The 24,918-nt window shown below is 46.4% G+C and carries 15 protein-coding genes; 5 read left to right on the forward strand and 10 right to left on the reverse strand.

Annotated elements, in window-relative coordinates; translation table 11 throughout:
• Positions 1–52: 52 nt before the first annotated feature.
• From Q5691_RS13335 to metK, 3 genes are all read right to left on the reverse strand, one after another.
• The gene (locus Q5691_RS13335; protein ID WP_333345162.1) at positions 53–1,969 is read right to left on the reverse strand and encodes a HEAT repeat domain-containing protein; all 1,917 of its coding nucleotides are present in this window, start codon (positions 1,967–1,969) and stop codon (positions 53–55) included.
• 619 nt (positions 1,970–2,588) lie between these two features.
• The gene (locus Q5691_RS13340) at positions 2,589–3,764 is read right to left on the reverse strand and encodes a family 10 glycosylhydrolase (protein WP_333345164.1); all 1,176 of its coding nucleotides are present in this window, start codon (positions 3,762–3,764) and stop codon (positions 2,589–2,591) included.
• A gap of 208 nt (positions 3,765–3,972) precedes the next feature.
• Positions 3,973–5,235, reverse strand: coding sequence for a methionine adenosyltransferase (metK, locus tag Q5691_RS13345; protein WP_333345166.1), 1,263 nt, complete (start codon positions 5,233–5,235; stop codon positions 3,973–3,975).
• Between the two features lie 302 nt (positions 5,236–5,537).
• Between metK and Q5691_RS13350 the strand changes: the two genes are divergently transcribed.
• Positions 5,538–7,262: an AAA-like domain-containing protein gene (locus tag Q5691_RS13350; RefSeq protein WP_333345168.1), complete on the forward strand. Its 1,725-nt coding sequence runs from the start codon at positions 5,538–5,540 to the stop codon at positions 7,260–7,262.
• Between the two features lie 92 nt (positions 7,263–7,354).
• Here the strand turns inward: Q5691_RS13350 and Q5691_RS13355 are convergent, their stop codons facing one another.
• Positions 7,355–7,702, reverse strand: a complete 348-nt coding sequence (locus Q5691_RS13355) for a rhodanese-like domain-containing protein (protein ID WP_333213195.1) — start codon at positions 7,700–7,702, stop codon at positions 7,355–7,357.
• Between the two features lie 152 nt (positions 7,703–7,854).
• A complete protein-coding gene (locus Q5691_RS13360) occupies positions 7,855–8,484 on the reverse strand; it encodes a hypothetical protein (RefSeq protein WP_333213196.1) in 630 nt (209 codons plus the stop codon).
• Positions 8,485–8,680: 196 nt separating this feature from the next.
• Between Q5691_RS13360 and rpsD the strand changes: the two genes are divergently transcribed.
• On the forward strand, positions 8,681–9,289 hold the full coding sequence (gene rpsD, locus Q5691_RS13365; RefSeq protein ID WP_172190738.1) for a 30S ribosomal protein S4: 609 nt from the start codon (positions 8,681–8,683) through the stop codon (positions 9,287–9,289).
• Between the two features lie 272 nt (positions 9,290–9,561).
• Here rpsD and Q5691_RS13370 read toward each other — a convergent pair whose 3' ends face one another.
• From Q5691_RS13370 to Q5691_RS13385, 4 genes are all read right to left on the reverse strand, one after another.
• Positions 9,562–10,764, reverse strand: coding sequence for a catalase (locus tag Q5691_RS13370; RefSeq protein WP_333345171.1), 1,203 nt, complete (start codon positions 10,762–10,764; stop codon positions 9,562–9,564).
• 198 nt (positions 10,765–10,962) lie between these two features.
• Positions 10,963–12,609, reverse strand: a complete 1,647-nt coding sequence (locus Q5691_RS13375; protein ID WP_333345172.1) for a peroxidase family protein — start codon at positions 12,607–12,609, stop codon at positions 10,963–10,965.
• Between the two features lie 75 nt (positions 12,610–12,684).
• Positions 12,685–13,707, reverse strand: coding sequence for a DUF2235 domain-containing protein (locus Q5691_RS13380; RefSeq protein WP_333345174.1), 1,023 nt, complete (start codon positions 13,705–13,707; stop codon positions 12,685–12,687).
• A gap of 629 nt (positions 13,708–14,336) precedes the next feature.
• On the reverse strand, positions 14,337–15,770 hold the full coding sequence (locus Q5691_RS13385) for an MFS transporter (RefSeq protein ID WP_333213207.1): 1,434 nt from the start codon (positions 15,768–15,770) through the stop codon (positions 14,337–14,339).
• 736 nt (positions 15,771–16,506) lie between these two features.
• Between Q5691_RS13385 and cbiD the strand changes: the two genes are divergently transcribed.
• Both cbiD and guaA read left to right on the forward strand, forming a co-directional pair.
• Positions 16,507–17,664, forward strand: a complete 1,158-nt coding sequence (gene cbiD / locus Q5691_RS13390) for a cobalt-precorrin-5B (C(1))-methyltransferase CbiD (RefSeq protein WP_333345176.1) — start codon at positions 16,507–16,509, stop codon at positions 17,662–17,664.
• A 346-nt stretch (positions 17,665–18,010) separates the two neighbouring features.
• Positions 18,011–19,612 (forward strand): glutamine-hydrolyzing GMP synthase, encoded by a 1,602-nt coding sequence (guaA, locus tag Q5691_RS13395; protein ID WP_445305829.1) that lies wholly within the window; start codon positions 18,011–18,013, stop codon positions 19,610–19,612.
• Positions 19,613–19,701: 89 nt separating this feature from the next.
• On the opposite strand, the gene Q5691_RS13400 is transcribed toward guaA, so the two are convergent.
• A complete protein-coding gene (locus Q5691_RS13400) occupies positions 19,702–19,827 on the reverse strand; it encodes a hypothetical protein (RefSeq protein ID WP_333213202.1) in 126 nt (41 codons plus the stop codon).
• A gap of 488 nt (positions 19,828–20,315) precedes the next feature.
• Between Q5691_RS13400 and Q5691_RS13405 the strand changes: the two genes are divergently transcribed.
• On the forward strand, positions 20,316–24,800 hold the full coding sequence (locus tag Q5691_RS13405; RefSeq protein ID WP_333345180.1) for a CHAT domain-containing protein: 4,485 nt from the start codon (positions 20,316–20,318) through the stop codon (positions 24,798–24,800).
• Positions 24,801–24,918 lie beyond the last annotated feature (118 nt).

Here is a 24,918-nt window from a genome sequence, read left to right on the forward strand (position 1 = left end):
GTTAGTAGAGTATAACTGTAGGGCTTGCGAAAAGAAACCCGCTTTCTGCAGGTCAACTGTTGGCGATTGCGAGTTCTGGAGTTGCGGTGGTCAATTCGATCGCCAGTGCTAGCTTACCGTCTCTACCCAAAGCTTCATCGGCCAAGTGTACCATCCAGCGATTCGGCTTGGCTTGGGGTCTGGCGGCAAGCACAACCGCCCAAGCTTCCTGTTCTTTGCCACGCCCCAACAGCGCAGCACAAACAATCAAAGCTGTGGCAGTTGAACGGCTGATCCCACTTTGGCAGCAGATGAGCAAACTGCCTCCCTGCGACGACATTTTGAGGGCGAAGTCAATAATTTTCAGTACATCCTCAAGGCTAGGCAAGATTTGATCTGGGTCGTCAACGGGGGTGTCGAGGTCGTTAAACTCCAGGCACATTCGGTTCGGGATTTGATGAAAAGTTTTGGGTTCGGGAACACCTGGACTGCCGATCGAGATCAGGTATTTAATCTCGCGCCCCGCAGCGCGATCGACAATGTATTCACTGGCTTCTACTTCCGAAGTAATCAGGATTTTCGGCAGTTTTTCACCCCATAAATCTGGGGAAACAGAGGGTTCAAAATCAACTGTTTCTGCCTCAGTCCTGACATCCGCCAAGTATTGAGCGGCCAGCGCACGAACGTCAGCAAATTCGCGATTTAAAGCTGTTTCCAGAGCCAAAATAGCAGCCGTTGAGCCAATTTGACCGAGGGATTTAACAGCCTTTTGGCGCACTCCAGAATTTTCGTCCCCCAGCAACCGCACCAAACCTGCCACAGCTTCCTCTGTCCCAATTTCCCCCAAAGCAGCACCAACTCTCCACCGCACATAAGATTCGGTGTCGCCAATTGCGCTCGCCAGTCCCGCGACCACCATTTTGGGCAATTTAGCATCTCCCTCTGTATTGATGTTCCCTAGGGCAACCGCCGCCCTGCCACGCACGAAAATATCTCGATCCGAGAGCGACCCGATTACCGCCACCATAGCCACCTCGCTGCTGATTTCTCCCAAGGCAGAAACTGCACTGCCGCGCACGTCTGAGTCGTCATGGTTGAGGGCTTGCACCAGCCCAGCCACAGCCGTTTCCGTGCCAATTTGTCCCAAGGCCTCGGCGGCCCTCAAAGAAACTGCATAGGAGTCTGGATCGTCGTGAAGCAATTCTATTAAGCCGGGTACGGCCTCACAATCGCCGATTTTCCCCAAAGCCGCCGCAGCCCTAGCGCGGACGATGTGATTTTCGTCTCTGAGGGCATTCAGCAGGCCGGAAACTACCTCGGAGACACCTATTTTTCCACAGTTGACGGCCGCCCGCCAGCGCACCTCGGAGTCTTGGTGTTTGAGGGCTTTCAGCAGCGCGGGGACGGCTGTTTTCCGGTTAATTTTGCCCAAAGCCCAAACAGCCCAGGCGCGCACCCTAGACTCTGGGTGTTTGATGGCTTTGAGCAGTGCTACAGCGGCTGGTTTCGAGTCAATTTCTCCTAAAGCCCAAGCGGCCCAAGCTTGGATTTGGGAATCTTTGGATTCGAGCGATCGGGCTAATTCAATTACTGCTGCTTCGGAGCCTATTTTCCCGATCGCCCGAATCCCATCAAGGCGCACTGCACTTTCTTTGTGGTTCAATGCAGCCACCAGCATCGGAATTGCCATATCGGAACTTGTGAGGGCAAGCAGTTGAATTTTGAGCAGCGGCGAAGTGGGGATTTTGTCGATTAATTTTATGGTGGCTGTTTGAAATTCTGGCTTTACCGTTCCTGCTAGCTTAGAGCCGAGTTTTAAATTTACTTTTAGAGCTAATTTTACTGCCCGCAAAGCTAGACTTTGCTGTTCTACTTGTGGCAATATAGTCGCCAAGGTGTGCATCCCTTGTTTTTGTTTCAAATATTTTTGATAGAATTGAGCATCGCTGAGCTCGGGTAGCTGTTGGATGAGGCTTGCTGCTGAGGTCACTGATTTATCCTAATATTTTGGCGAGCGGTTGAGATTGCTCTTTTAAACTGTCTTTAAAAAATATGGCGTTTACAAAACGCTACTTCTAAAAAAAAGCTTGCACCCACTTCTAAAATATGTCTTCTTCTACTATTTTTGCAACTCCCCAATTATTAATTATCGGGTTTGTTTGGGGGATCGGCTTGACAAGGAGTAGCGCTTGCTGCTTAGCATTGCTGGGTTTTTAACTGACCTAGCTCTGCTATATCATTTTATACTCACATCTTGCACCATTGTCAGGAACAGGCATCTTGCCTGTTCCACAAGAAATTTCACCCTTTGTGGAACAGGCATCTTGCCTGTTAATCACAGCTTATTGAGAATGGTGCAACATCTTATTTTATACCAACTGGGTTTGAAATAGCGATCGACGCGGTTGACCAAAAGCATCCAGGATACAGGCCCCCGGATTCATTCCAACGCGCAGACTCAGGACCCAGAAATAAAAAACCTGTATCGGATGAAACTTGCCCCCCGAATTTATCCGTGGGGTCAATACTTCAATCTAAAATCTAAAATCTAAAATCTAAAATCGATTGACCCCAGCCAACCGAAAATAGATTGATGGCGGGACAATCTCTCAACGAGCATAGGGCCCTTTTTTCAAAACCTTAGCCAAAGCGTTATCGTTATCTCGCAAACCTTCGTAAAAAAACATCACTTCTCCTTGAATGCCGCAAGAGCGGTTGTAAGCAATTACTTGCAACAACAGTTCGGGAGTTATGCTATATTTGCTGCCTCGATTCGTCAACAAAATACCGGGCGACACGCACTTTACTTGCTGCCCGCTAAGTTGTCCCGACATCATTTTATCGACCAATTGTTTGTAAGCATTAAAATCGCGACGATAAAACTGCGGGTGAAGCAGATCCACCAAATTTTTGTCAACCCAAGCTTTAGAATCTTGCAAATATTCCACCAGCCCCCAGTCATAAGGACTCGGCGACATCGATAGCAACAAATCAGGATTAATAGCTTTCACTTCTCGGTGTAAACGAGCTACAAACTCAGTAATAATATTAGCACGCCACTGTAGCCAATGTTGTTCTTTACAATCCGACGGCGCTGCTTTACCGCACTCTTCTAGATAGCGTTTAACCGTTTTTTTGTCGTAACCGCCTTCTACCGGAAACGCAATGCGATCGTCTCCTTGAACGCCGTTTACCGGATAATTCTTAGCAACTTCCAGCATCAACCCCAGCACAAATTCTTGCACTTCCGGGTCAAGAGAATTCATCCAGTCAAAGTTATTTTTCTTCAGTAAATTGCCGCTGAAATCACGGGCGATCCACTCAGGTTTTTTCGCCAGCAAATGACCGCCCTTGCGATTGTAAGAACTCACAAATCCGTATTCAAAACAAGGAATCACTTTTAAACCAACTCTCTTGGCCTCAACACATATTTCTGCTAAGGGGTCGCGACCTTGATAGCGCGAGTCAATTTCCACCCCAAATTTTTCTCGCATAATTTGAGAAGGATAAGCCGTATAACCCTGGCTCCAAATTATAGGAAAAACGGTATTAAATCCCGTATCGGCGAGAAAGTCCATTGCCTCAGCAATTCGCTCTTTTGATGTGAGAACTTTGGAGTCTGTGCTGGTTATCCAAACGCCGCGAATTCCACCAGGATTGTTAGTCGCAAACGAACTGGGCAGCGTTGCTGGATTTGGTGCAGAAAATCCAGTCGTCGCCAACCGCTGTTGGAGGGAAGAGGCAAAACTGCGAATTGCTGATTGGAAAGGTGTGAAAAATCCCATTTATTTATTTAATCTTTTTTTGTGTAAGATGGGTACTGCACCCGCTACGTTATTGATTGGTAGCACCCGGTATTATTTATGGATAAGATGCGCCGAAGAAGCGCCTATTATTATTTATTGATTAGGTGCGGAGTACGCACCCTACATTCATTGGTAGCACCCGATATTATTTATGGATAAGGGGCGCAGTACACGCCCCAAAATTGTACTATCCAGCAACAGCAGACAACTGCTGGCTCAAAGCTGCTTTCAAAAGTTCCGCCTTATCAGTTTCCTCCCAAGGCAAATCTAAATCAGTGCGTCCGAAGTGACCGTAAGCCGCCACATCTTGATAGAAACGGCCGCCTCTTTCAGCAGGCAAATTCTGCAAATTAAATGCCTGAATGATTCCCGCAGGACGCAGTTCAAAATGCTGCTTCACAACTTCCAAAAGGCGATCGTCATCAACTTTCCCAGTGCCAAAAGTTTCGATCATCATGCTAACAGGCCGCGCAACGCCGATCGCATAACTCAACTGCACTTCGCACTTTTCGGCCAAACCAGCCGCTACGATATTTTTAGCAACGTAGCGACAAGCATAAGCCGCGCTGCGGTCTACCTTGGTGGGGTCTTTCCCAGAAAAAGCGCCGCCGCCGTGGCGGGAATAGCCGCCGTAGGTATCCACAATAATTTTGCGGCCCGTCAAACCCGAATCTCCTTGAGGCCCGCCGACCACAAATTTGCCGGTAGGGTTGACAAGGAAGCGAGTTTCTGAATCCGGCTTCACGCTAATATCGGCAAACACAGGTTGGACGATAGCAGTCCAAAGGTCTTCTTTGATTTTGGCTTGAACTGCGGCCGTTTCTGTGATGTCGCCGATCGTTTCCGTGTGCTGCGTAGAAATTAAAATCGTATCTATGCCAACGGGTTTTCCGTCCTCGTAAATCACCGTAACTTGGCTTTTGCCGTCGGGACGCAGGTAAGATAACTGACCGGTTTTGCGGACTGCGGCCAGTTGACGGCAAATCCGGTGCGCTAAACTAATCGGCAGAGGCATCATTTCCGGCGTTTCGTTGCAAGCAAAACCGAACATCAAACCTTGGTCGCCAGCGCCGATGGCGTCTAATTCCTCTTCACTCGATTGTTCCCGGCTTTCGTGGGCTGTATTCACCCCTTGAGCAATATCGGGAGACTGAGAATCAAGAGCCACCAACACAGAGCAACTATTGGCCGAAAAGCCGTTGTCAGCGTGGATGTAGCCAATATCGGCTATTTTTTTCCGGGCTAATTCTATGTAATTTACCTGAGCTTTAGTGGTAATTTCGCCAGTCAGCAGCATTAAGCCGGTGTTGACGACAACTTCCGCTGCGACGCGGCTTTTAGGGTCTTCAGTCAGTAAGGCATCTAAAATCGTATCTGAAATTTGATCGCAGATTTTATCGGGATGGCCTTCAGTGACCGATTCAGAGGTAAACAGGTAGCGACGTGACAATGATTATTTCTCCTTTGATGGGGGCTCTTCCTGCGCGACATTGACGACCGACGAGTTATTTTTCCGGTAAATGCCAAGAATGAGCGCGTCTGGGCTACCGTCGAATTTTTGTCGGTCTGCAGAGCCGTGTTGAAGCAGGGTTTGAGACTGGGTAAAGTGACACTACTATAGCAAAGTCAGTTCCGGGAAGTCCCTAAAAACTTAGATTTTGTAGGATTGTCGATCGATCTTGGACACCGCTCGTCTACCCCCTAACCAGACAAAGGTAAGATACAGTCAGGGTATCGCCTTGCACAATGACTATGGCTGGACTCCAAAAATCACCAAACTTGATCCAAACAGTTGCCGACCTAGAATTTCCCGGCGGCCCCATACCGCTTGACTCTCGATTTTATATTGAGCGCTCAGGGGCCGAAGCCCTGGCCTGTGCAGAAATTAGCAAACCCGGAGGCCTTGTTCGCATTAAAGCTCCCAAAAAAATGGGCAAAAGTTCGCTGATGCTGCGGATAATTCACGCGGCAGTCGATCGTGGATACCGCACAGTAATTGTAGACTTTCAGCAAGCCGACGCAGTGGTTTTTGCTAGTTTAGATAAATTTTTACGCTGGCTTTGTGTCAATGTCACTCGGCAACTCAAACTCGAACCAAATATTGATGAATTCTGGGATGAAGATATGGGCAGCAAGGTAAGCTGCACCATTTACTTTGAAAACTATTTGCTCGAACTAATTGATAGTCCCATTGTCTTGGTGATTAACGAAATAAATCGCATATTTGAACGCACTAACATTGCTCAAGATTTTCTGTCGATGATCCGTTTTTGGTATGAACAAGCTCGCGCTAGCACAACTTGGCAAAAACTCCGCATTGTTGTCATTCATTCGACAGAGATTTATATTGCTTTGAGGCTTAATCAATCTCCATTCAATGTAGGAATGCCGATTAAACTCTCAGAATTTACTGCTGAACAAGTTCAAGATTTGGCGTGCAGACACGGACTGAACTGGAGCAATAGCCATCCGATCGAGCAATTAATGAACATGGTAGGCGGGCATCCTTATTTAGTGCATTTAGCGCTGTATCACCTGGCAATTTTGCAACAAAATCGCCTCTCCGTCGATCGGGATGAACCAGGGAATGAACTCGGGCTAGCCGAGTTGGCAGAATTGTTAACAGCAGCTCATACTCACAGCGGGATTTATAGCGACTACTTGCAAAATCAGTCGATCGCCATTCAACAGCAGCCAGAACTCGCCTCCGCCTTCCAACAGGTTGTCGATGCTAAAAATAGTGTTAACCTCGAACCTTTGATGGCTTATCAGTTAGACAGCATGGGACTTGTCGAGTTAGAGGGAAATAACTGTAGTTTGTCTTGCGAATTATATCGCTTGTATTTTCAAGGGCAAAAGTTGTGTGAGGACAAGTTGTCTGTGGTTCGTTTTGAGGAGTTGCAGCAAGAAAATCAAAGGCTGCAAGCTTTGGTGAATGTGGACCAACTTACTCAAATTGGCAACAGACGGCATTTTGATAGTTGCTTGCGAATGGAATGGAAACACATGGCTCGCGAGGGGTCTCCCATATCTTTAATTTTGTGCGACCTCGATCATTTCAAAATATATAATGATACCTACGGACATCAAGCAGGAGATGAGTGTTTGCGATCGGTAGCTCAGACAATTCGCCGATCGCTCCAGCGTCCTGCTGATGTAGCTGCTCGCTACGGGGGCGAGGAATTTGCTGTGATTTTACCTGAAACTGATGCGTCGGCGGCTGTGGTTGTTGCCGAACAAATTAGAGCGAAAGTGAAAGCTTTGAATATTGTTTTTAACCCCGATTGTGTTGACGGTCTACCTAATTCTGTAGTAACGATTAGTTTGGGAATTGCCAGCGTTATTCCAAGTGAGGAAAATGATGCGATAACGCTGCTACTGGCGGCTGATGAGGCTCTTTATGAGTCGAAAAGGCAGGGGCGCGATCGGCTCACTATGAGTAAGCTTTTAAATTTTCGATTTGCTGGTGTTAATTAGGTAATTCGGAGAAAATATAATTCGTTTTTACACATACAAAGTCCGCCCGCGCGGACTCTGAAAAAAACGATACTTAAGAACTGGATTTGAGGTTAATAGCGGGGGACGCTGCGATCGACCACCATTGAGTAAGCATCGATACCGCCAACGATATTTTTAACGTTAGTAAATCCTTGAGCCGCTAACCAGTGGCACATTTGAGCCGATCGCACTCCGTGATGGCACAGAACTAGGGTTTCTTTGTCGCGATCGAGTCTAGCGTCAATTTCACCAGACCATTCGGCAAACTCACTCAACGGAAAAGCTACAAATCCCGGCAGCGCCGCGAGTTCAATTTCGTGAGGTTCTCGCACGTCTACAAGCTGCAATTTCTCAGCATTGGTTTCTGCTAATTGACGAGCTAATTCTTCGACTGTAATTTGAGCAAAAATTTCTGACATTTGATTATAAAAAAGTAGTCAGTTGGCAGTTGGCAGTTGGCAGTTGGCAGTTGGCAGTTGGCGATTGGCAGTAGCTAATAGCTGTGGAATAACAAATAACAACTAACAAATAACAACTAACAACTGACAACTGACAACTAACAACTGACAAATTAATTGGGGGGCGAAGGCGGTGAAATTAGCTCCACAGGAGGGGTAGGTGCAGGGCGCCCGTCCAACTGGCTCACGTTGTCCCTGGGGTCAAGACAAGTGGCGATTAACCGGTCAGTGGGAAAGTCGAGCCTGCCGCTCAAACCGACTACGCATTCAGAAAACTGTTGTGGCAATAAACTACGGCGGCATCCATCGAGCACTACCAGGGGATCTGCAGGTTGAGTTCGACTTTTGCCGTTAATATTCACTACGCAAGTAGCCAATTCCTTGGGACGCCTCACCCGCCGACAGCTAGAGAGCGCTTCGACACCCGAAATATTGGTTTTGCGGTTGATTTGGAGGGCGCATTTAGATATGTCCCGGGGGTGGAGCGCGTCAGCACAAGCGGCGGCGGCTGCCTCTGCCCCCACTCCGGCTTCGATTAGTTCCAGGGCGCAGACGCGATAGGGATTCCTAGAGCGAGGGATTCTAATAGTGATGGCTGATGCTGGTGAGATTGGCAGTGCTGTTGCCAACAAACCGAGTGCTGCTAGCTGCGTGCCGAGAGCTAATATCCAGCGCGCGGTAGGGTTTGAGCCTGTCGGTGCTGGCTTTGGGGAAGATGTGCGGGAAAAATTGCGGTTGTGCATGGCAGATCGAGTAGTGAGTTTTTTTGGCTGATTGGGGCGATCGATCGATCGGCTTTTCCTTCAGAATTTACCTCACATTATGGCTCGCGCTGCGGTCGATCGTTTTTTTATCGATCTTTATTTGAATTTTGACCGTTACCAACATATAATATAGAGTCTGCATAAAATTGCATACAGATATTAGAGAGGAAAATAAATGTCTCGATATCGAGGCCCCCGATTGAGAATCGTCCGTCGCCTGAAAGAGTTGCCGGGTCTAACCCGCAAAACCCCCAGACGAGATTATCCGCCTGGACAGCACGGTCAAAACCGCAAAAAGCTCTCTGAGTATGCGGTTCGTTTGCAAGAAAAGCAAAAACTCCGTTTCAATTACGGTGTGACGGAACGCCAACTGCTCCGTTACGTCCGCAAAGCCCGCCGTGTCACGGGCTCCACAGGTCAAGTGTTACTGCAATTTTTGGAAATGCGCTTGGACAATACTGTGTTTCGGATGGGAATGGCTCCAACCATTCCGTCCGCTAGACAATTGGTAAATCACGGTCACATAACTGTCAATGACCGTGAAGTCAATATCGCCAGCTATCAGTGCAAGCCTGGTGATGTGGTTGCGGTGAAAAATAGAGAGCGCTCTCGCACAATGGTAGAAGCTAATCTCAAAGACCCAGGCTTGGCTCACTTGCCGAATCACTTGGAATTTGATAAGCAAAAACTGGTTGGCAAAGTTAACGGCGTTATCGAACGCGAGTGGATTGCTCTACAGATTAACGAACTGCTAGTGGTGGAATACTACTCACGGCAAGCTTAATTTATTAGTCATCAGTCGTTGGTCATTAGTCATCAGTTGGTTGCTAGCAGAATAATTAATAATTGGGTATGAACCCAGTTATTGATTAATTGCTACTGAATAATGAGGACTAAGGACTGATCACTAAAAATTAATAATTTTCAACATTCCCACCCCCTAAAAAGGGATGGGATTTTTTGAAGGTTTCGCTTGTTAACTTCTTTAAGTTGCCATTTGCTCAGACGACACCTGCCTGATGGCATTAAATGATGTCCCAGGCTCAAATTAATCCCTTAAAAAGTTTCTTCTCCGGTTGGTTCTTGGTGGACGAGACCTCGCTTTTGAAGGCGATAATTCGCTACAACGGGGTAAACAACACCGCGTATCCGATTGATCGCGCCTACTGGACGATGAACTGCTAAGCCGTTCCAGGGAGAATATCTCAGGTTTTCGTTGAAATCAGATTGTTTTTCATAATCAATAATCTGATGCTTGACGGTGAGACGACCTACTCTCAAGAAGGGTGATTCTTTTTCCTTCCAGACATTGATGCCATCGTCGATCGGCATTTTTAGGCTGGTTTGGAACTGAATGCCAAAATCCCACCAGTATTGGGCATCAGGTTTCGCCAAGGCTTGAATTAGATCGTCCCGGTAATAATTGTCTGGTTGTTTGGGATCTAAACCCAAGGCTTTAGCGCGATCGACAAAAGGAATTTTAGGAATTCCCGGTCGAGATTGTTCTGGAATTATCTCGTGCGGTGGTTTGCATGAAACCGGAGTAAACCCATACTTAATTACCGCAGGATATTCGACAGGAACTAGACCAGGCTGGGAGGGATCGAAACCGGGATTAAGACCCAAAGCAGAGGGTGAACCGCTCCAATATTTGGCTGTTAGCAAACTCTTCGGAGTCCGGCTACCCGTAAGCGTTGAGACCGCTAGAAAGTGTCTGGGATGTCGGATTAGCCACTTTTTCAATGTCTCTGGTGATTCAACAAGAGCCGAAAAAAAGCCGTAGTAATCTTTGATGGTTTGGCTCACAAATATTTCTGAATTGTGAACAATGATGTCCTGGGTTTTTGACTCGTGGCTTTGCGCGAGTCGTTCCCCTTCCACCCCCATCACTTTCAGTGAGATTGAGCGCGAATCTTTTTGGTGATCAGGGTATACTTTGGTAGCCCCGTTAGCAAATCGCAACCAAACAGGATATTCTTTGGGTTTTGCTAGCAAACCTTGCTTAAGGGAAATCGCATTTAGTTGCGAAGAAGTTAACGAAGCGCGTTTGCCCAATTCCCGTTTAATCGCTTCCTCATCAAAGTCAAAAATTTCCAGAGTTCCTTTAACGCAAGCATGAGTTTTGGCGTGAGTATCTCGCAGCGCCCGCTCCTTATTGCCGTAAAGATTATCCATCCGAAGCTTGGCCTGCTCAACCAAAAGATCGTAATATTTGCGTTCGTCTTGTTCGGGATATTCGGTAAATAACTTCTTGTTCATAACATAACCTTCGGTTAATCGCTAAAAAAGGTTCTACACAAACCGTTGCATCTGTTAAACAGTATAACTGCTGGTGCAATTGCTCCCGAATTGCCGTAGGCGATCGTTTGCGAAAAAATCGGCTTTTTATTCCTCATTTTTGAGGGCGCAGGTGTCTTTGCGCCCCCACTACCTTGAGTCTTAGTTGTCAGCTACAACTTAAAGCTCGAAGGAGACTTTGTATTTGGGATCGCTTGGAGGAACATTACGATTCACTAAATCAGAGACTGTTTTGGTATTTTGGATAATTTCCCAACCAACCTCAGAAAAAGTTTCCTTATTGAAGACTTTAGGCGATAACAAAGGATTAGTTAAAGCCTGGGAGAAAGCATCAATGCCAATTATCCGTGCTACTAAAGGCGGAATTGCTGAATTTTTCCGGACATCTTCAGCATACAATCCGACAAATAGTTCAATCTTATCAACATGACCGTACAAATCTTTTAATTTCTGTTGAGCGTATTCGTCACCCGTAATTTGATTGAAATCACTCACCCTGGGATAACCACACATTTCGCGGTAATCGTTATAACTGGCTAACTGTGCCTGCCGTCCGAGTTTAACAGATGCTAGTTCGGTAGCATCAATAAATGTATAGGGTGTTCCTGCAATCTTAAAATCAGGTGTGTTAAACAAACCAATTCTAGTGCCTGGTTGGGAACAAGTTTCTTCCATCAATGCACCCAACCCTTTATCGATTAACATCTGATTATTCCAGAGGGAATCGTACATGGACTTTTCTTTGCCGTCATAGATAAAGGTTTCAGGAACCGCACTATGCCAGCGATAGACAAAACTAAACTCAATCGCCATCCAATTTTCTCGATACCAACTTTCCTTGGTAAAAGCTTCAGGATCGGCAAAGAACCTAAAATTATAGGGCGTAATGTGGAAAATGTACTCTTCCATAATGATATTGAGAACAATCACCATGAGAATATTTCTCGCGGTTTGGAAGAGCCTCTCATCGTCCCATTCCGGATAGCTTTTGGACAAAATGTCACAAATTCGATTATGCTCCCTGATACATAAAGTGTTGAGCATGACATAGCCAACTTGGACGTTTGCCCGTTCAACTCCCATTGCAAATAGCTTGCTTTTCTTTTCGGGCGGTTGTCTTTTCTCATCATTAAGGGGTGCATGAAGACCTTCAAATTGAGAATCGACAATACCCTGCTCAGGATCGGCATAATAAAAGAGGGGATACTCTTCTTCTACGCCATCTTTTCGCTTGAGTTTTTGGGTTTTAAATTTACCGTCTTTGAAAGCTCTGAGCATATTTGTTTGTTTGCGGGTCAACCCGTAAACATTGCACATATCAATCTGATGGTTGGAGGTATTTTTGAAACGGTTTTGCTGATCGATCCGGAGAAAACTATCTGTAAACCACTGCACCCAATAGGGAAATAGCAGAGTCGATTTTTCTGAATAAATGGTTTTTCCGTCTCTTTTTTGGAATAAGGTCTTTAATTTATCGAGTGGTGGTAAATTCCCTTCTTTGTTAAATTCTGGGTCGGGAGGTAAATGTCGCCCAGTATAAGTCTTGTCTGTAAGTGAATCCCAAGAGATGTAGGTATCAGTTTTCTTGGGAATATCTGTCCCTGGAATTTTGGGATCTAAGCCCATTAAGCTATAGGGAAGCGGGCGAGTCGGAAGTTTGTAAATGATGCTATTGAGAAAAAATTTGTTTAGTTTACGTTTCAGAGGCTCGTAACTTTGAACTAAGTTCCAAATTGGTTTGAAATGAGTCAACGTATATGCTAAAGCTTTGTTGCTAAATCCATCTTTAGATGTATCTCTTTTCATAATTGCTTTGCCTTTCGATTGTTGTAGATTAGATCGTCTTCTTATGTTCGGTTCTGAGAGATTGATAAAGTTTGATTATTTTTCTATATTCTCAATTACTTTGGAGAGAATTTTTTGCAGATTCTTAGGTCGATAGTCTTGGCGTTTTCTCCATCGATTGATCGTGCTTTCGTGAATATCCTCAATAGCATCGCCCACCTCGCGGAACTTGATTCCTGCCAATTGGAAGAACCCAGGATTGTTTTTAAAATCAATCTCATAATTGGGATTGATACCTGTGGGAATGGCACTTATATCGAATTCAAGCCCCAATCCAAGGTTACGGGTTGAATCGATCATCCATTGTAAGGCGGCATCTGATAAACCGCTGTATTCTTTCGTTCCACCGCCGATGCAGATATGCGAGCCGGGAAACCAAACTTGAATAACCCGCTGGTTCTCAACATCAGGATTTTTTTTCATAGGCGTAACATCAAAGATTTCGCGAACTTCGTCGATCGCCACGGCGTGCAACGCATTTTGAATTAACTTATTTAAAGTGGTGTCGTGGAATCGGTACCTTTTCTTGAGCTGTTCGTCATACTTCTTGAAGGCGGGTAGAGTAGGAATACCAAGGGCTCCAACGGTGTCGAAACAACCAAGCAAGGTAATCGGGACGCGATCGCCGTAATCTTCGCGGTAATTGGCTGCTACCCGATCCTTTGGTTTAATGTCTCGTTGACGGTAAAGCTCGTAAGCTTCTGATGCCCTGGTAATATGAGGGCGGGATAGGAGACCGGAGCAATAAATCATTCCGGTTAGACTCCTGACTGTGTAAGCACCGCGACTGAACCCGAATAGATATATTTCGTCACCCTTCTCATAGTTGAGAGATAGAAAACGATAGACATCTTGTATATTTTTATCGATTCCCAGTCCAGTGGCTCCGCCCAAAATCTTGTTACTATCCGATCCAACTCCTTCGTCATAAAACACGATTTGCGGAACCCCGTCACTGGCGGTCGATTTCACTGCCTGGGCAAGTTTAATCACATTACTTGGGTAACTACTATTGAGTTGTTGCCAAGTGCCATCACAGCAAACGATTAGACGTTTCATTTTTACTTGTCTCTCTTTGAATCGGAAATTTGAGAGCGATCTGTCATTGGTCATCGGTTACTTGAGATTGCCAATTCCCCTTTTTGTATGGCGTCAGGCGAGCCCTGCTAGTTTTTGGCTCGAAATTGTTATGTGGGTGGGCAATCTTTAGTTATTTCGATTGTCAGGATAGTAGTCTCAAACCACCACCTAGTTGAGTTTATTGTATTAAAATGTGAATAATATTTATATTTCTTAATACAAAAAGGGCTGAGCGTGAGATCGTAGGTTTGGTTCTGAGAAAATGCTCGATTATCCTAAAACGTAAAAAATTCAGAGCGTGAAATCGTAGGTTTGCTTCAGGGAAAATGCTGGATTATCGTAACAGAAGTAGTGATACGACGCCCTAGCTAACAAACCTTTAAACACATTTACGGTCTGCACAGTGAGTTTTTAGAACAGCTATATATTATCGATTTGTCGGTTGGCTGCAAGATAATAGTGAGATATTTGCCGCACATCAGATTTAGGCGATGTTTTAGGTTAATTTTTGTTTCAGTTACTCTCAGCTTTTCTGCAATGTGCTTGAAGTTTTTAACAATCTGTGGGTTTTGCTGGTTTCTCGATCGGTAAATTTGTGAAAATATTTTCTAGCTCCGGTTAAATTTAAAACGTCCCAAAGTGGGGACGATCGACCGCAGCGACTGGCTACGAGGTTCTCGCACCAAAACCAAAGGCAGCAAGCCTACCAGCCGCACAGCAGCCGAGAGGGCAAACAGTGCTCCCAAACTCATGCCCGGAAGTTCGGCAATAAAGCCGCCGGCGGTAGTTCCCAAAGCCCCAGCTAATCCCGAAACCGCTGCGGCGATCGCAAAATAAGTCGAAGGTTGCTCGATCGACGCGAGCTCCATTTGAATATTGTTACTACACAGCCCGATCGCCCCTAAAGTCGTTCCCCCCAGCAAGTGCAGCAGCGGCAGCCACACCCAGAGGGCAAACGGGTAATTGCCCGTACCCAACCACAGCAAAGGCGTTAGGGCCACCACCAGCCCAACCGCAATTAGCAGGGGGCGATTTCCCCAGCGATCGGCCAACTTACCCCAAAACATCAGCAGCAGTAGATTTGCCCCGGAACTTAAGCTGGTGTAAATCGTTACCAAACTCACATCCAAGCTTAAATCTTTTAGCAGGTAGATATTAAAAAAAGGCGCGCTGAGATTAATAGCAAATGTCCACACACTGAAGTAAAGAATAAACATTAAAAAATTAGAATCTTTCAGCACAGAAGGCACAAAATCTGTTATTTGCTTTGCTTTTTTCTCTGTAAGTCGATCGCTCTGTGCATTTTTTTTGTATACCTGGGGATTCACATCAACCATGAAGCATTGACACCCCAAACTAATCATTCCCGCCAAAACACCCACCAATAAAACAATACCGTAGCCCAAAATAGGACCGCCGTCCCAAGTTGAAACTCCCAATCCCATCAACGGCACTCCCAGCAAAGTTATGAGGCTGACAGCACTGTTGCGAAAGCCAAAATAGCGTCCCCGCAAGCGCTGAGGAACCACAGCAGCCATCCAACTGAACCAGCTAGAATTGGCAAAAGCTGCCAGCACGCTAGCTGCTACGACTGTTACCAGTGTCCATTGCAGCAGTTGGTCGAGGTCTGCGTGCTGGGAACCCCAAACAATTGCCACCGCGAGCACCAGCCACAGCAGCCGCGACACGCCGAATACAAATAGGTTGTACCAGTGGCGACTGGTTGTCTGATCTGCGATGTAAGCTCCTAATGGTTGCAGGAGATTTACCACCATCGGAATAGCCGAGAATATACCTATTTCCACGCTGCTCGCCCCTAGTTGCAGCAAGAAGTTGCTCAGCAGGACGCCGCCGGTCGCCGACTCGAAGACAGCGGCAAAAATGCCATCTAGAGTTGAGGCTTTCAGGGTCGATCGAACGTCTTTTTTAGAAATTTTGAGAGCTGTTTTTGCAGAGAGAACGAGCTGAAATATTTTCGGGTCTACTATTTCGGGAGTCTGAAGAGATAGAGGTTCATTTAACTCTGCAACTGGTTCAACCATAGTCAATCGATTTTAGATTGTAGATTTTAGATTTTAGATTGGAGAATTGAAGTAATAGGGTTAGATAAAACCAGCCCCACCTTCAAGAGGCTAGCTCGAAAGTAGGACTGGCACGTCCGGGTAATTCATATCAATATAAATGACTTGCAATCGCTAGGACATCAACCGCTTGGGAGATATAAATTTGCTAATTGTAAAAAAGTAGGTTGTAGGGCTTAACAAAGAAGCGAGCCCAGCATTTTGCCTGCCAAAAATTGCTCAAATTCCGCCTCAAACAAGTTCCTCAAAGGCCCAAGCAAATTTAGCACCCGATCCTCGACTCACCTCTGGCGCCTTTACGGCTACCTAAATCTATAGAATGAAAGACGATCGACTTGCCGAGTATAGCTAGCTGCTAAGGATTTGTATCTAATTCCTGGAATCCGTTTGTTCAGTGCCAGCGCTCGCGATTCCGAGTTTTTTGTGAAAATCGCCCCCAGGTGCCGGTAAAGCTTCGGAGTGGGTTATTGGCGATCCTCTACGTTGGCGTAGCCCCCGTAGGGGCGGTTTCCGCTACCGCACCTCAAAAAAATTGTGGCTGAGATCGGGAACTGCTAGGACAAAATTATTACTTGACAAAAATTACGCTAACTGCAGATAATAGCAAACCCTAGAATTAAACTTAAACGTTTGAGAGATATCACTGCTAAGGTGTGATGTCGATTCTCAACAATTTTACGGATTTCTGCATTAGATTGTGACCAAAATTCAACCTTTATCCGGGTATACACTGCCAGTATTTGCCTGTGCGGCCGCACTTGCAGCTTTGCGGTGCTTGCGTGAGGGTATTCACTCTCTAGATAGCGTCTCAGTAAATTTACTGGAACCGCAAATAACGGCAGAAATTCCGATCGAACAGGCATCTGTACTCAAAACTAATACCGCTTTAGGAGTGACTCGCTCCGATCCGGGGGACAATCTCGATCTGACTCGAAATACCCCCGTTTGGGCAATGGTGGAATTGGGGAATTGGGAAGAGGGAGAGAATCGGGGAGAGGGAGAGAATCGGGGAGAGGAAGAGCATATTGTGATTCTCGGCGGTGAAGGTATAGGGCGCCACACAGTCGGTGGAGGGGCGGCGATCTATGATTACGCAATGCGGCTGCTGCGATCGAATCTGAGCCGAGAACTCTCACCGTCCGAAAAAATTACTGTCACCCTGATTCTGCCGTCTGGGCGGCAACTAGCCACCCGCACTTCTAACGAAGCTTTCGGCGTGGTAGAAGGACTTTCGCTGCTGGGTACAACTGGCATTTCTCAACCGCTGAGTGCCCCTGGACAGTTGGAACTTTACCGCGAACAACTGCAACAAAAAGCCGAAGTGTTTGACTGTTTGGTTTTCTGCATCGGCGAAAACGGCTTGGATTTGGCGCGACAACTGGGGATTAATCCTGATAGGCTCGTCAAAACCGCTAACTGGCTCGGCCCGCTGCTGGTAGAGGCCGGATATCAGGGCGTGCAGTCAATTTTGCTGTTTGGCTATCACGGGAAACTGATGAAATTGGCTGCGGGAATTTTTCACACTCACCACCACTTGGCGGACGGGCGCAGGGAAATTCTCACAGCTTACTGTGCTAAAGCTGGAATGCCTGCGGATGCGTGTTCCGCAATTTTTGCCGCAGCGACAGCCGAAGATGCTCTGGGGCAACTGCGGGCTTTGGACGCCGAGTTTGGGAGCAATTGGGTCGATCGAATTTACGGCGACATCGCCCGACAAATAGACTTGCGATCCTCGGATTGCATTTTTACTCATACCAACCGAAGAATCCCCGTGGGATCGGTAATGTTCGGGCGCGATCGCAAAATTATTGTTAAAAGTGACATAGGAGATACATTTTTGACCCAAATTTGTTAATGTAGTGTGAATATCCCTGAATTCTGTTTAAAACATCGGTCAGGGATAATATTTAACAAGTAATAATTCTCTGTCCCTAGACCTTAATTATACTAGGTTGCTTCTGGAAGCAATTTCTGAAGCAAGAATTCAATTAATTAGGGTAAGGATGAAGTAAATCTATGCTTGCCCTGTGCCCGATTAATCGACTAACATCGCTGACTGCAATCTAGTATAAATAAGATTTATTCCTAGCGACAAATGGTTGCTCGCCTTCCTTAGTCTTGCACTGAGACCGCGATAGATATCTCCGCTACTTTCGACCCAATTAGCACTTAGCAATTACGCAATAACCGTGACTACTCAAATAGAAACTGAATCCGTTCTCACAAACTCTTTTCTGCAGCAGATAGAGCGCCAGATCATCGTGATTCTCGACTTCGGTTCGCAATATTCCGAACTGATTGCTCGTAGAATTCGCGAAACTCAAGTATATTCAGAAGTTATTTCTTACCGCACTACGGCAGAACAGTTAAAAGCTATCAATCCTAAAGGAATTATTCTTTCAGGAGGCCCAAGTTCTGTATACGATGAAAAAGCACCCCACTGCGACCCAGAAATTTGGAATTTGGGAATACCGGTGTTGGGAGTGTGTTACGGGATGCAGTTGATGGTAAAGCAGCTCGGAGGCACGGTTGAGCGATCGAAATTAGCGGAATACGGCAAGGCATCGCTATTTATTGACGATCCTACGGATTTGCTGACAAATGTCGAAGAGGGCAGCACGATGTGGATGAGCCACGGAGACTCGTGTACTCAACTGCCGACGGGTTTTGAGATCCTCGCTCACACGGACAATACTCCGTGTGCTGCTGTTGCTAACCACGAGAAAAATTTGTACGGGGTTCAGTTTCACCCAGAAGTAGTTCACTCGATCGGGGGAATAGCTTTAATTCGCAATTTTGTTTACCACATTTGCGAGTGCGAACCGACTTGGACGACTGCTACTTTTGTGGAGGAATCGATTCGCGAAATTCGCGCGCAAGTGGGAGATAAACGAGTTTTGCTGGCTCTATCGGGCGGTGTAGATTCTTCTACTTTGGCTTTCTTGCTGCATAAGGCGATCGGCGACCAACTTACCTGTATGTTTATCGACCAAGGGTTTATGCGGAAGTATGAACCAGAACGGTTGGTAAAATTATTTAAAGAGCAATTCCACATTGACGTTGAATATGTTAATGCTCGCGAACGCTTTTTAGCTCAACTTGAAGGGATTACCGATCCTGAAGTAAAACGCAAGCGGATCGGTCACGAATTTATCAACGTATTTGAAGAAGAATCGAAGCGTCTAGGCCCCTTTGACTACCTCGCACAAGGTACTCTTTATCCTGATGTGATTGAGTCGGCTGACACTAATGCAGACCCGAAAAGCGGCGAACGAGTTGCTGTTAAAATTAAAAGCCACCACAACGTCGGCGGTTTGCCGAAAGATTTGCGATTTAAGCTGATTGAACCGCTGCGAAAACTGTTTAAGGATGAGGTGCGAAAAGTCGGCCGGTCGATCGGGCTTCCCGAAGAAATCGTGAACCGACAACCTTTCCCCGGCCCGGGATTGGCGATTCGGATTATAGGAGAAGTTACCGCAGAGAGACTCAATATTTTGCGGGATGCTGACTTCATTGTTCGCCAAGAAATTAACCGGCACGGATTGTACGGTGAACTTTGGCAAGCTTTTGCAGTTTTGCTGCCGATTCGCAGTGTAGGCGTGATGGGCGATCAGCGCACTTATGCTTACCCGATCGTTCTGCGATTTATTAAGAGTGAAGACGGGATGACGGCTGACTGGGCGCGGGTTCCTTATGATTTGTTGGAACTGATCTCGAACCGGATTGTGAATGAGGTTAAGGGGGTGAACCGGGTGGTTTACGATATTACTTCTAAGCCACCGGGAACGATCGAGTGGGAGTGATTTGTAGTTAGCGATTAAGTAGGCGGACTATTTTTTTGTCTGTCTACTTATTTTGATTTTTGATAACAGGGGGATTCCCTACGGGATAGCTACGCTTCACCGACTTTAGGAGATGGGGGAGTGGGAAGGGCGATCGCTTTTATAGAACCCATTTGACATTTTTTACTGTATTGAAGTAAAGTGACTGCAAAATTCGTATCCAGCAGTGATGCCATACTCTACCATTCTCACAGACGAAGAGTGGATCATCTTCAAATGCTTGTTTTTTTTGGTTGTGACAAGGTAGGGGAAGAGAACGGGCAAATGCTTGGATAGAGACGTGCAAAATCCTCGTCAGTAATTTTGAGAGAACTCTGGTTGATGCGAGTGCCAAGGTTAATCTTTGTTTTATTACAAGACTTTGGACAGTTTTTGATAAAAACGTAAAATATGGCTTTCAAAACGATTCGGCAATCGAACTACCAAGGAAAAATCAAGGGTTTCAGACTATAAACTAAAAACTCTCCGGACTATTGTTATGAGACTGATGCGGATAAGGCTTGCAGCAGCTTAAATCTCAAATGGGTTCTATAAACGTTCGCCAGTTGAGCTACGATCGCACTTTTTAACGTGCTTAGCTTAAACTCCACTCATGTTTTTTGAGAAAAAAGTTTTATTATAATTTAAGCGCGCCCAGCAAAAAAAGATTTTAGGGAGAAGTCTAATGATGATAACAAGAATAACTCAAAGATATCAACAGCAACTGTTGACTTATACTTGGGTGGTATCTTTAGGCTTTTTACTGTTCTCACCTGCTGCTACAGGACAGCAAATTACTCCGTCTCCCGATGGCACCGGAACTGCTGTTAATGCCTCCGGCAATCAATTTAACATCAACGGGGGACAGCTCTCAAAAGACGGCACTAATCTCTTTCATAGCTTTCAGCAGTTTGGACTCAAAGACGGTCAAATTGTTAATTTTATTTCTGATCCGAACATCCGCAATATTTTAGGGCGAGTTGTGGGTGGCGATGCTTCTTATATTAACGGTTTAATTCAAGTAATAGGCGGTAATTCTAACTTATTTTTGATGAATCCAGCGGGGATTGTTTTTGGTTCCAACGCTCAACTGAACGTGCCTGGTTCATTCTTGGCAACGACAGCAACCGGAATCGGATTTGGCAACAATTGGTTTCAGGCAGTTGGCGTTAATGAATACGCTATGCTGATAGGAACGCCAAGCACTTTAAATTTTGGTACAGCTCAGCCAGGGGCGATCGCAAATTTCGGTCAACTGAGCGTACCTAACGGGCAAACCCTAGCTTTAATAGGCGGAACAGTTTTCAGCCCCGGTACTTTGTCAGCACCGTCTGGACAAATTGCGATCGCATCGGTGCCCGGAGAAAACTTAGTCCGCATTTCTCAAGCAGGGCATCTGCTGAGTTTAGAAATTTCCCCCTCTTCTAATCTAGGTTCTCCTTCTGTGCCGTTGAATCCCCTCACCCTGTCCCAACTGCTGACAGGAGGTAGCAGCAACGCTACAGGCGTTACAGTTAACAGCGACGGCAGCGTACAGCTAACGAATTCAGACTTGCGGGTAGAAGCGGGCGATGTGGCAATTGCCGACACTCAGGCAACAGGTGCGAACCAAAATTTAGCAGTGTCTGCTCAAACGGCTACTGTGTCAGCCGCGCGTAACCTAACCCTAGTAAACAGGCAATTACAGACAGCAGGTGACTTGAAATTGCAAGCGGGGGAAGCTGTCCGCATTCGCGACAGCGTGGCTAACTCTTTTGTTACCGATGTGGGTAGAAACCTAACCGTGCAGGGCGATCGCCAAATAGACATCCAGACGCGCAATCACTCCCAAAGCTTACTGAGTGCTGGCGGCCGCATCACCCTTACCAGTAACGGTACTGTATCCGGTGATGCCCTCTTCAAAGCTGGCAGCGATTTCTCAATTGGCACACTTCAAGGTAGCCCCGGCAACTTCGCAAGTTCAGGCGGTTCTACGATCGTCTCAGGCGGAAACGTCTTTTTTGGTAATTACGCAGGCGGTTCTCTGGAAGTGCAAGCAAAAGGCACGATCGCATCCGGTGATCTCGCTATCAGTTCCGCATCTAGCGATCGACCGCAGTTGGTGTTTACGGCTGGCAACGTACCCACTGGCCTCACTGCAAACAGCACTCTAGCACCCGCCAGTTCTTCACCTGCCAGCATTCAAGTTGGCAATATCGCGATCGCAGGTTCAGTTTTTTTAGGCGCTGCAAACAGCATTCAAGCAGCATCCATTACTTCAAATGGCGGAGATCTGGCGCTGGTAGCGTCCGGGGACATCGCAGCAGAACACCTGGATACTTCAACTTTAATGGGCAATGCCGGCAATATTACCCTCTACAGCACGGGGGGAAGCATCAATACGAGCGCCAGCACCTTGAACGCTTCCTCGATAATCGGTAACGGTGGGTCAATTTTCCTATATGGGACAAACGCGATCGCCGCCGGTGGAATTACAACCTCTAGCTTCCTTGGAAACGGAGGCAGCGTCACCCTTTATTCAGAAGGCAAAATCAGTACGGGCAACATCAACACTAGCGGAATCAAGGCAGGTGAGATCAGCTTCCTTAGCAATCCACCAAATTTTCCGGTGGAGGTGGCTCCCGCGCTGCCACCAGAACCACCAGCGGTCATACCTTCCCCGGTGCCAGCACCATCACCTGTCCCGCAGCCACCAGAACCACCACCGCTCATCGTCCCGCCGTCACCAGAACCACCAGCGATCGTATCTCCCCTACCGTCACCAGCAGCACCAGCAGCAGCGCCATCGCTGCCACCAGAACCACCAGGGGTCATAGCTTCCCCGGTGCCACCAAAATCACCAGCACCATCTGCCATTCAGCTCCCTGAACTCGCACCTCTAAACAATGGCTTAGTAAGCCTGACACCGAGTGCCATTCAGTGCTTAACTGAGGAACAATTATTGGAGCAGCAGGCAGGAGTGACCCTCCAAACTGCGCCGAAAGACTACAGCAAAGCGATCGCCTGCTACCAGCAGAATTTAGAGCTGGCGAGACTCTCCCGCGATGACGCTAGGGAAGGCTATGCGCTCAACAATCTAGGCGCAACTTACTACGCAATCGGAGATTATGAAAAAGCAATTTCTTACCAGCAGCAGCGCTTAGCACAAGCTGAATCCAGGGCCGATTTATTGGGAAAGGGACAAGCTTTTATTGGTTTGGGAGCTGCTTACGGCGCGATTGGCAATTATAAAAAAGCAATTGAATACTACGAGCAAAGTTTGGAAGTAGCGCACTCCCTAAAATCCCTTGATTTAGAAGCGAGTATCCTAAGAAATTTGGGATTAGTTTACTATGCCCAAAAAGAGTATACAAGGGCAGTAGAATATCAAGAGCAAAGTTTAGCGATCGCTAAACAGCAGCGCGATCGCCGAGGCGAAGCCCTTGCTTTGAGTAATTTAGGATTAGTACACTATTCCCTGACTAATTATGCCCAAGCAATTGATGAGCAGAAACAAAGTTTAGCGATCGCCTTAGAACTGCGCGATCGTTTCGTTCAAGGTCGCGCTTTAGAAAATTTAGGAATTGCTTACTATGCTGTCAAAAATTATCCTCAAGCGATTGAGTCTTACCAACAGAGTTTAGCCATTGCCAGAGAACTGAGCGATCGCCACGCCCAAGGTCGAGTACTCAGCAATTTAGGTGACGCTTTATACAAAGCAAAGCAACCAGCAGAAGCTATCAAAGCTTTATTTTCAACCATTGAAATTTGGGAATCTCTGCGGTCAAATTTAAAAAATAACGACCTCCATTTAATTTCAATTTTTGAAACCCAAGAAACAAGTTATAGTATGTTACAAGAAGTGCTTGCCCATCAAAATCAGCATAACGAAGCGCTAGAAATAGCAGAGCGTGGACGGGCGCAAGCTTTTGTTAGATTATTGACCAGCCGTTTTTCTTCCCAGTCAGCACAGGCTACCCTAAAGTCATCGGAAAATCAAATAAAACCGCTCGACATCCAGGAAATCAAACAAATTGCTAAAGAACACAATTCGACTTTAGTTTCTTACTCGCTTATCAAAGAAGATGTAGAAGCTGATGGTCAAAGAAAGCTGCAAGATTCAGAACTTTATATCTGGGTGATACAGCCGACCGGAAAAATTGACTTTCGTCGCATCAGTTTGAAAGGTTTGGTTGAGGAAAAAACTTCATTAAAAGCCTTGATTACTGAAGGTCGTTGCTTCATTCCCAGTTGCCTGCGAAACAAGCAGCGCTCCAAACCAGCTACAAATCCAACCCGAACCCTACCTATTGTTGAGCAACGATTTTTAGATTCGTCATTGCAAGAGCTTTATCAACTACTGATAGAACCAATTGCTGACCTTCTACCTCAAGATCCAGCGTCGCGAATTACTTTTATTCCTCATGAATCTTTGTTCTTAGTTCCCTTTGCCGCGTTGCAAGATACTTCGGGAAATTACTTGATAGAACAACATACTATTTTAACAGCGCCTTCAATTCAAGTGCTGTCTTTAACCAAGAAACAGCAACAGCTTGCTTCAGGAAAAGGTGCGCTAGTCGTTGGGAATCCTACCATGCCAAGTGTTGCCTTTACGACGAACCAACCTCCTCAACAACTGTCATCACTCCCACACTCTGAAGCCGAAGCGATCGCGATCGCTCAGCTTTTAAATGCTGAACCGCTTACAGGCGACAAAGCGACAAAAGTAGCAGTTTTACAGCAAATAGAGCGATCGCGCATCGTGCATTTAGCAACTCACGGCATCCTGGATGACGTAGAGGAATTGGGGGTACCTGGAGTCATCGCACTTGCGCCAAGCAAGGGTGACAGTGGTTTACTCACTGCTAGCGAAATTTTCAATTTGAGGTTGAATGCCGAACTCGTCGTTTTGAGTGCTTGCAATACGGGTCGCGGTCGTATTACAGGTGATGGCATCATTGGTTTATCACGCTCGTTTATTGCAGCAGGCGTTCCGAGTGTTGTAGTTTCTCTGTGGTCAGTATCGGACGAATCAACAGCCGAGTTGATGGCGGAATTTTATCGACAGATGCAGCTAACCCCTGATATTGCCCAATCGCTGCGGAAGGCCATGCTGGTGACATTGGTCAAACATCCTAATCCTGTAGATTGGGCCGCTTTTACCCTCATTGGCGAAGCAGAGAAACGTTAACCGGGAAAAGCTGATTTCCTGTCGTCAAGAGGTAGTTTTTCCTATAGCGCGTCGCGTGAGAACCCCGGTCTTTTAAGCCGGGGATGAAACGCAGTTGTAGCCTTCAGGCTACGAGTGT

This window comes from Microcoleus sp. w1-18aA5 (assembly GCF_036701705.1).
Taxonomy (GTDB): domain Bacteria; phylum Cyanobacteriota; class Cyanobacteriia; order Cyanobacteriales; family Microcoleaceae; genus Microcoleus.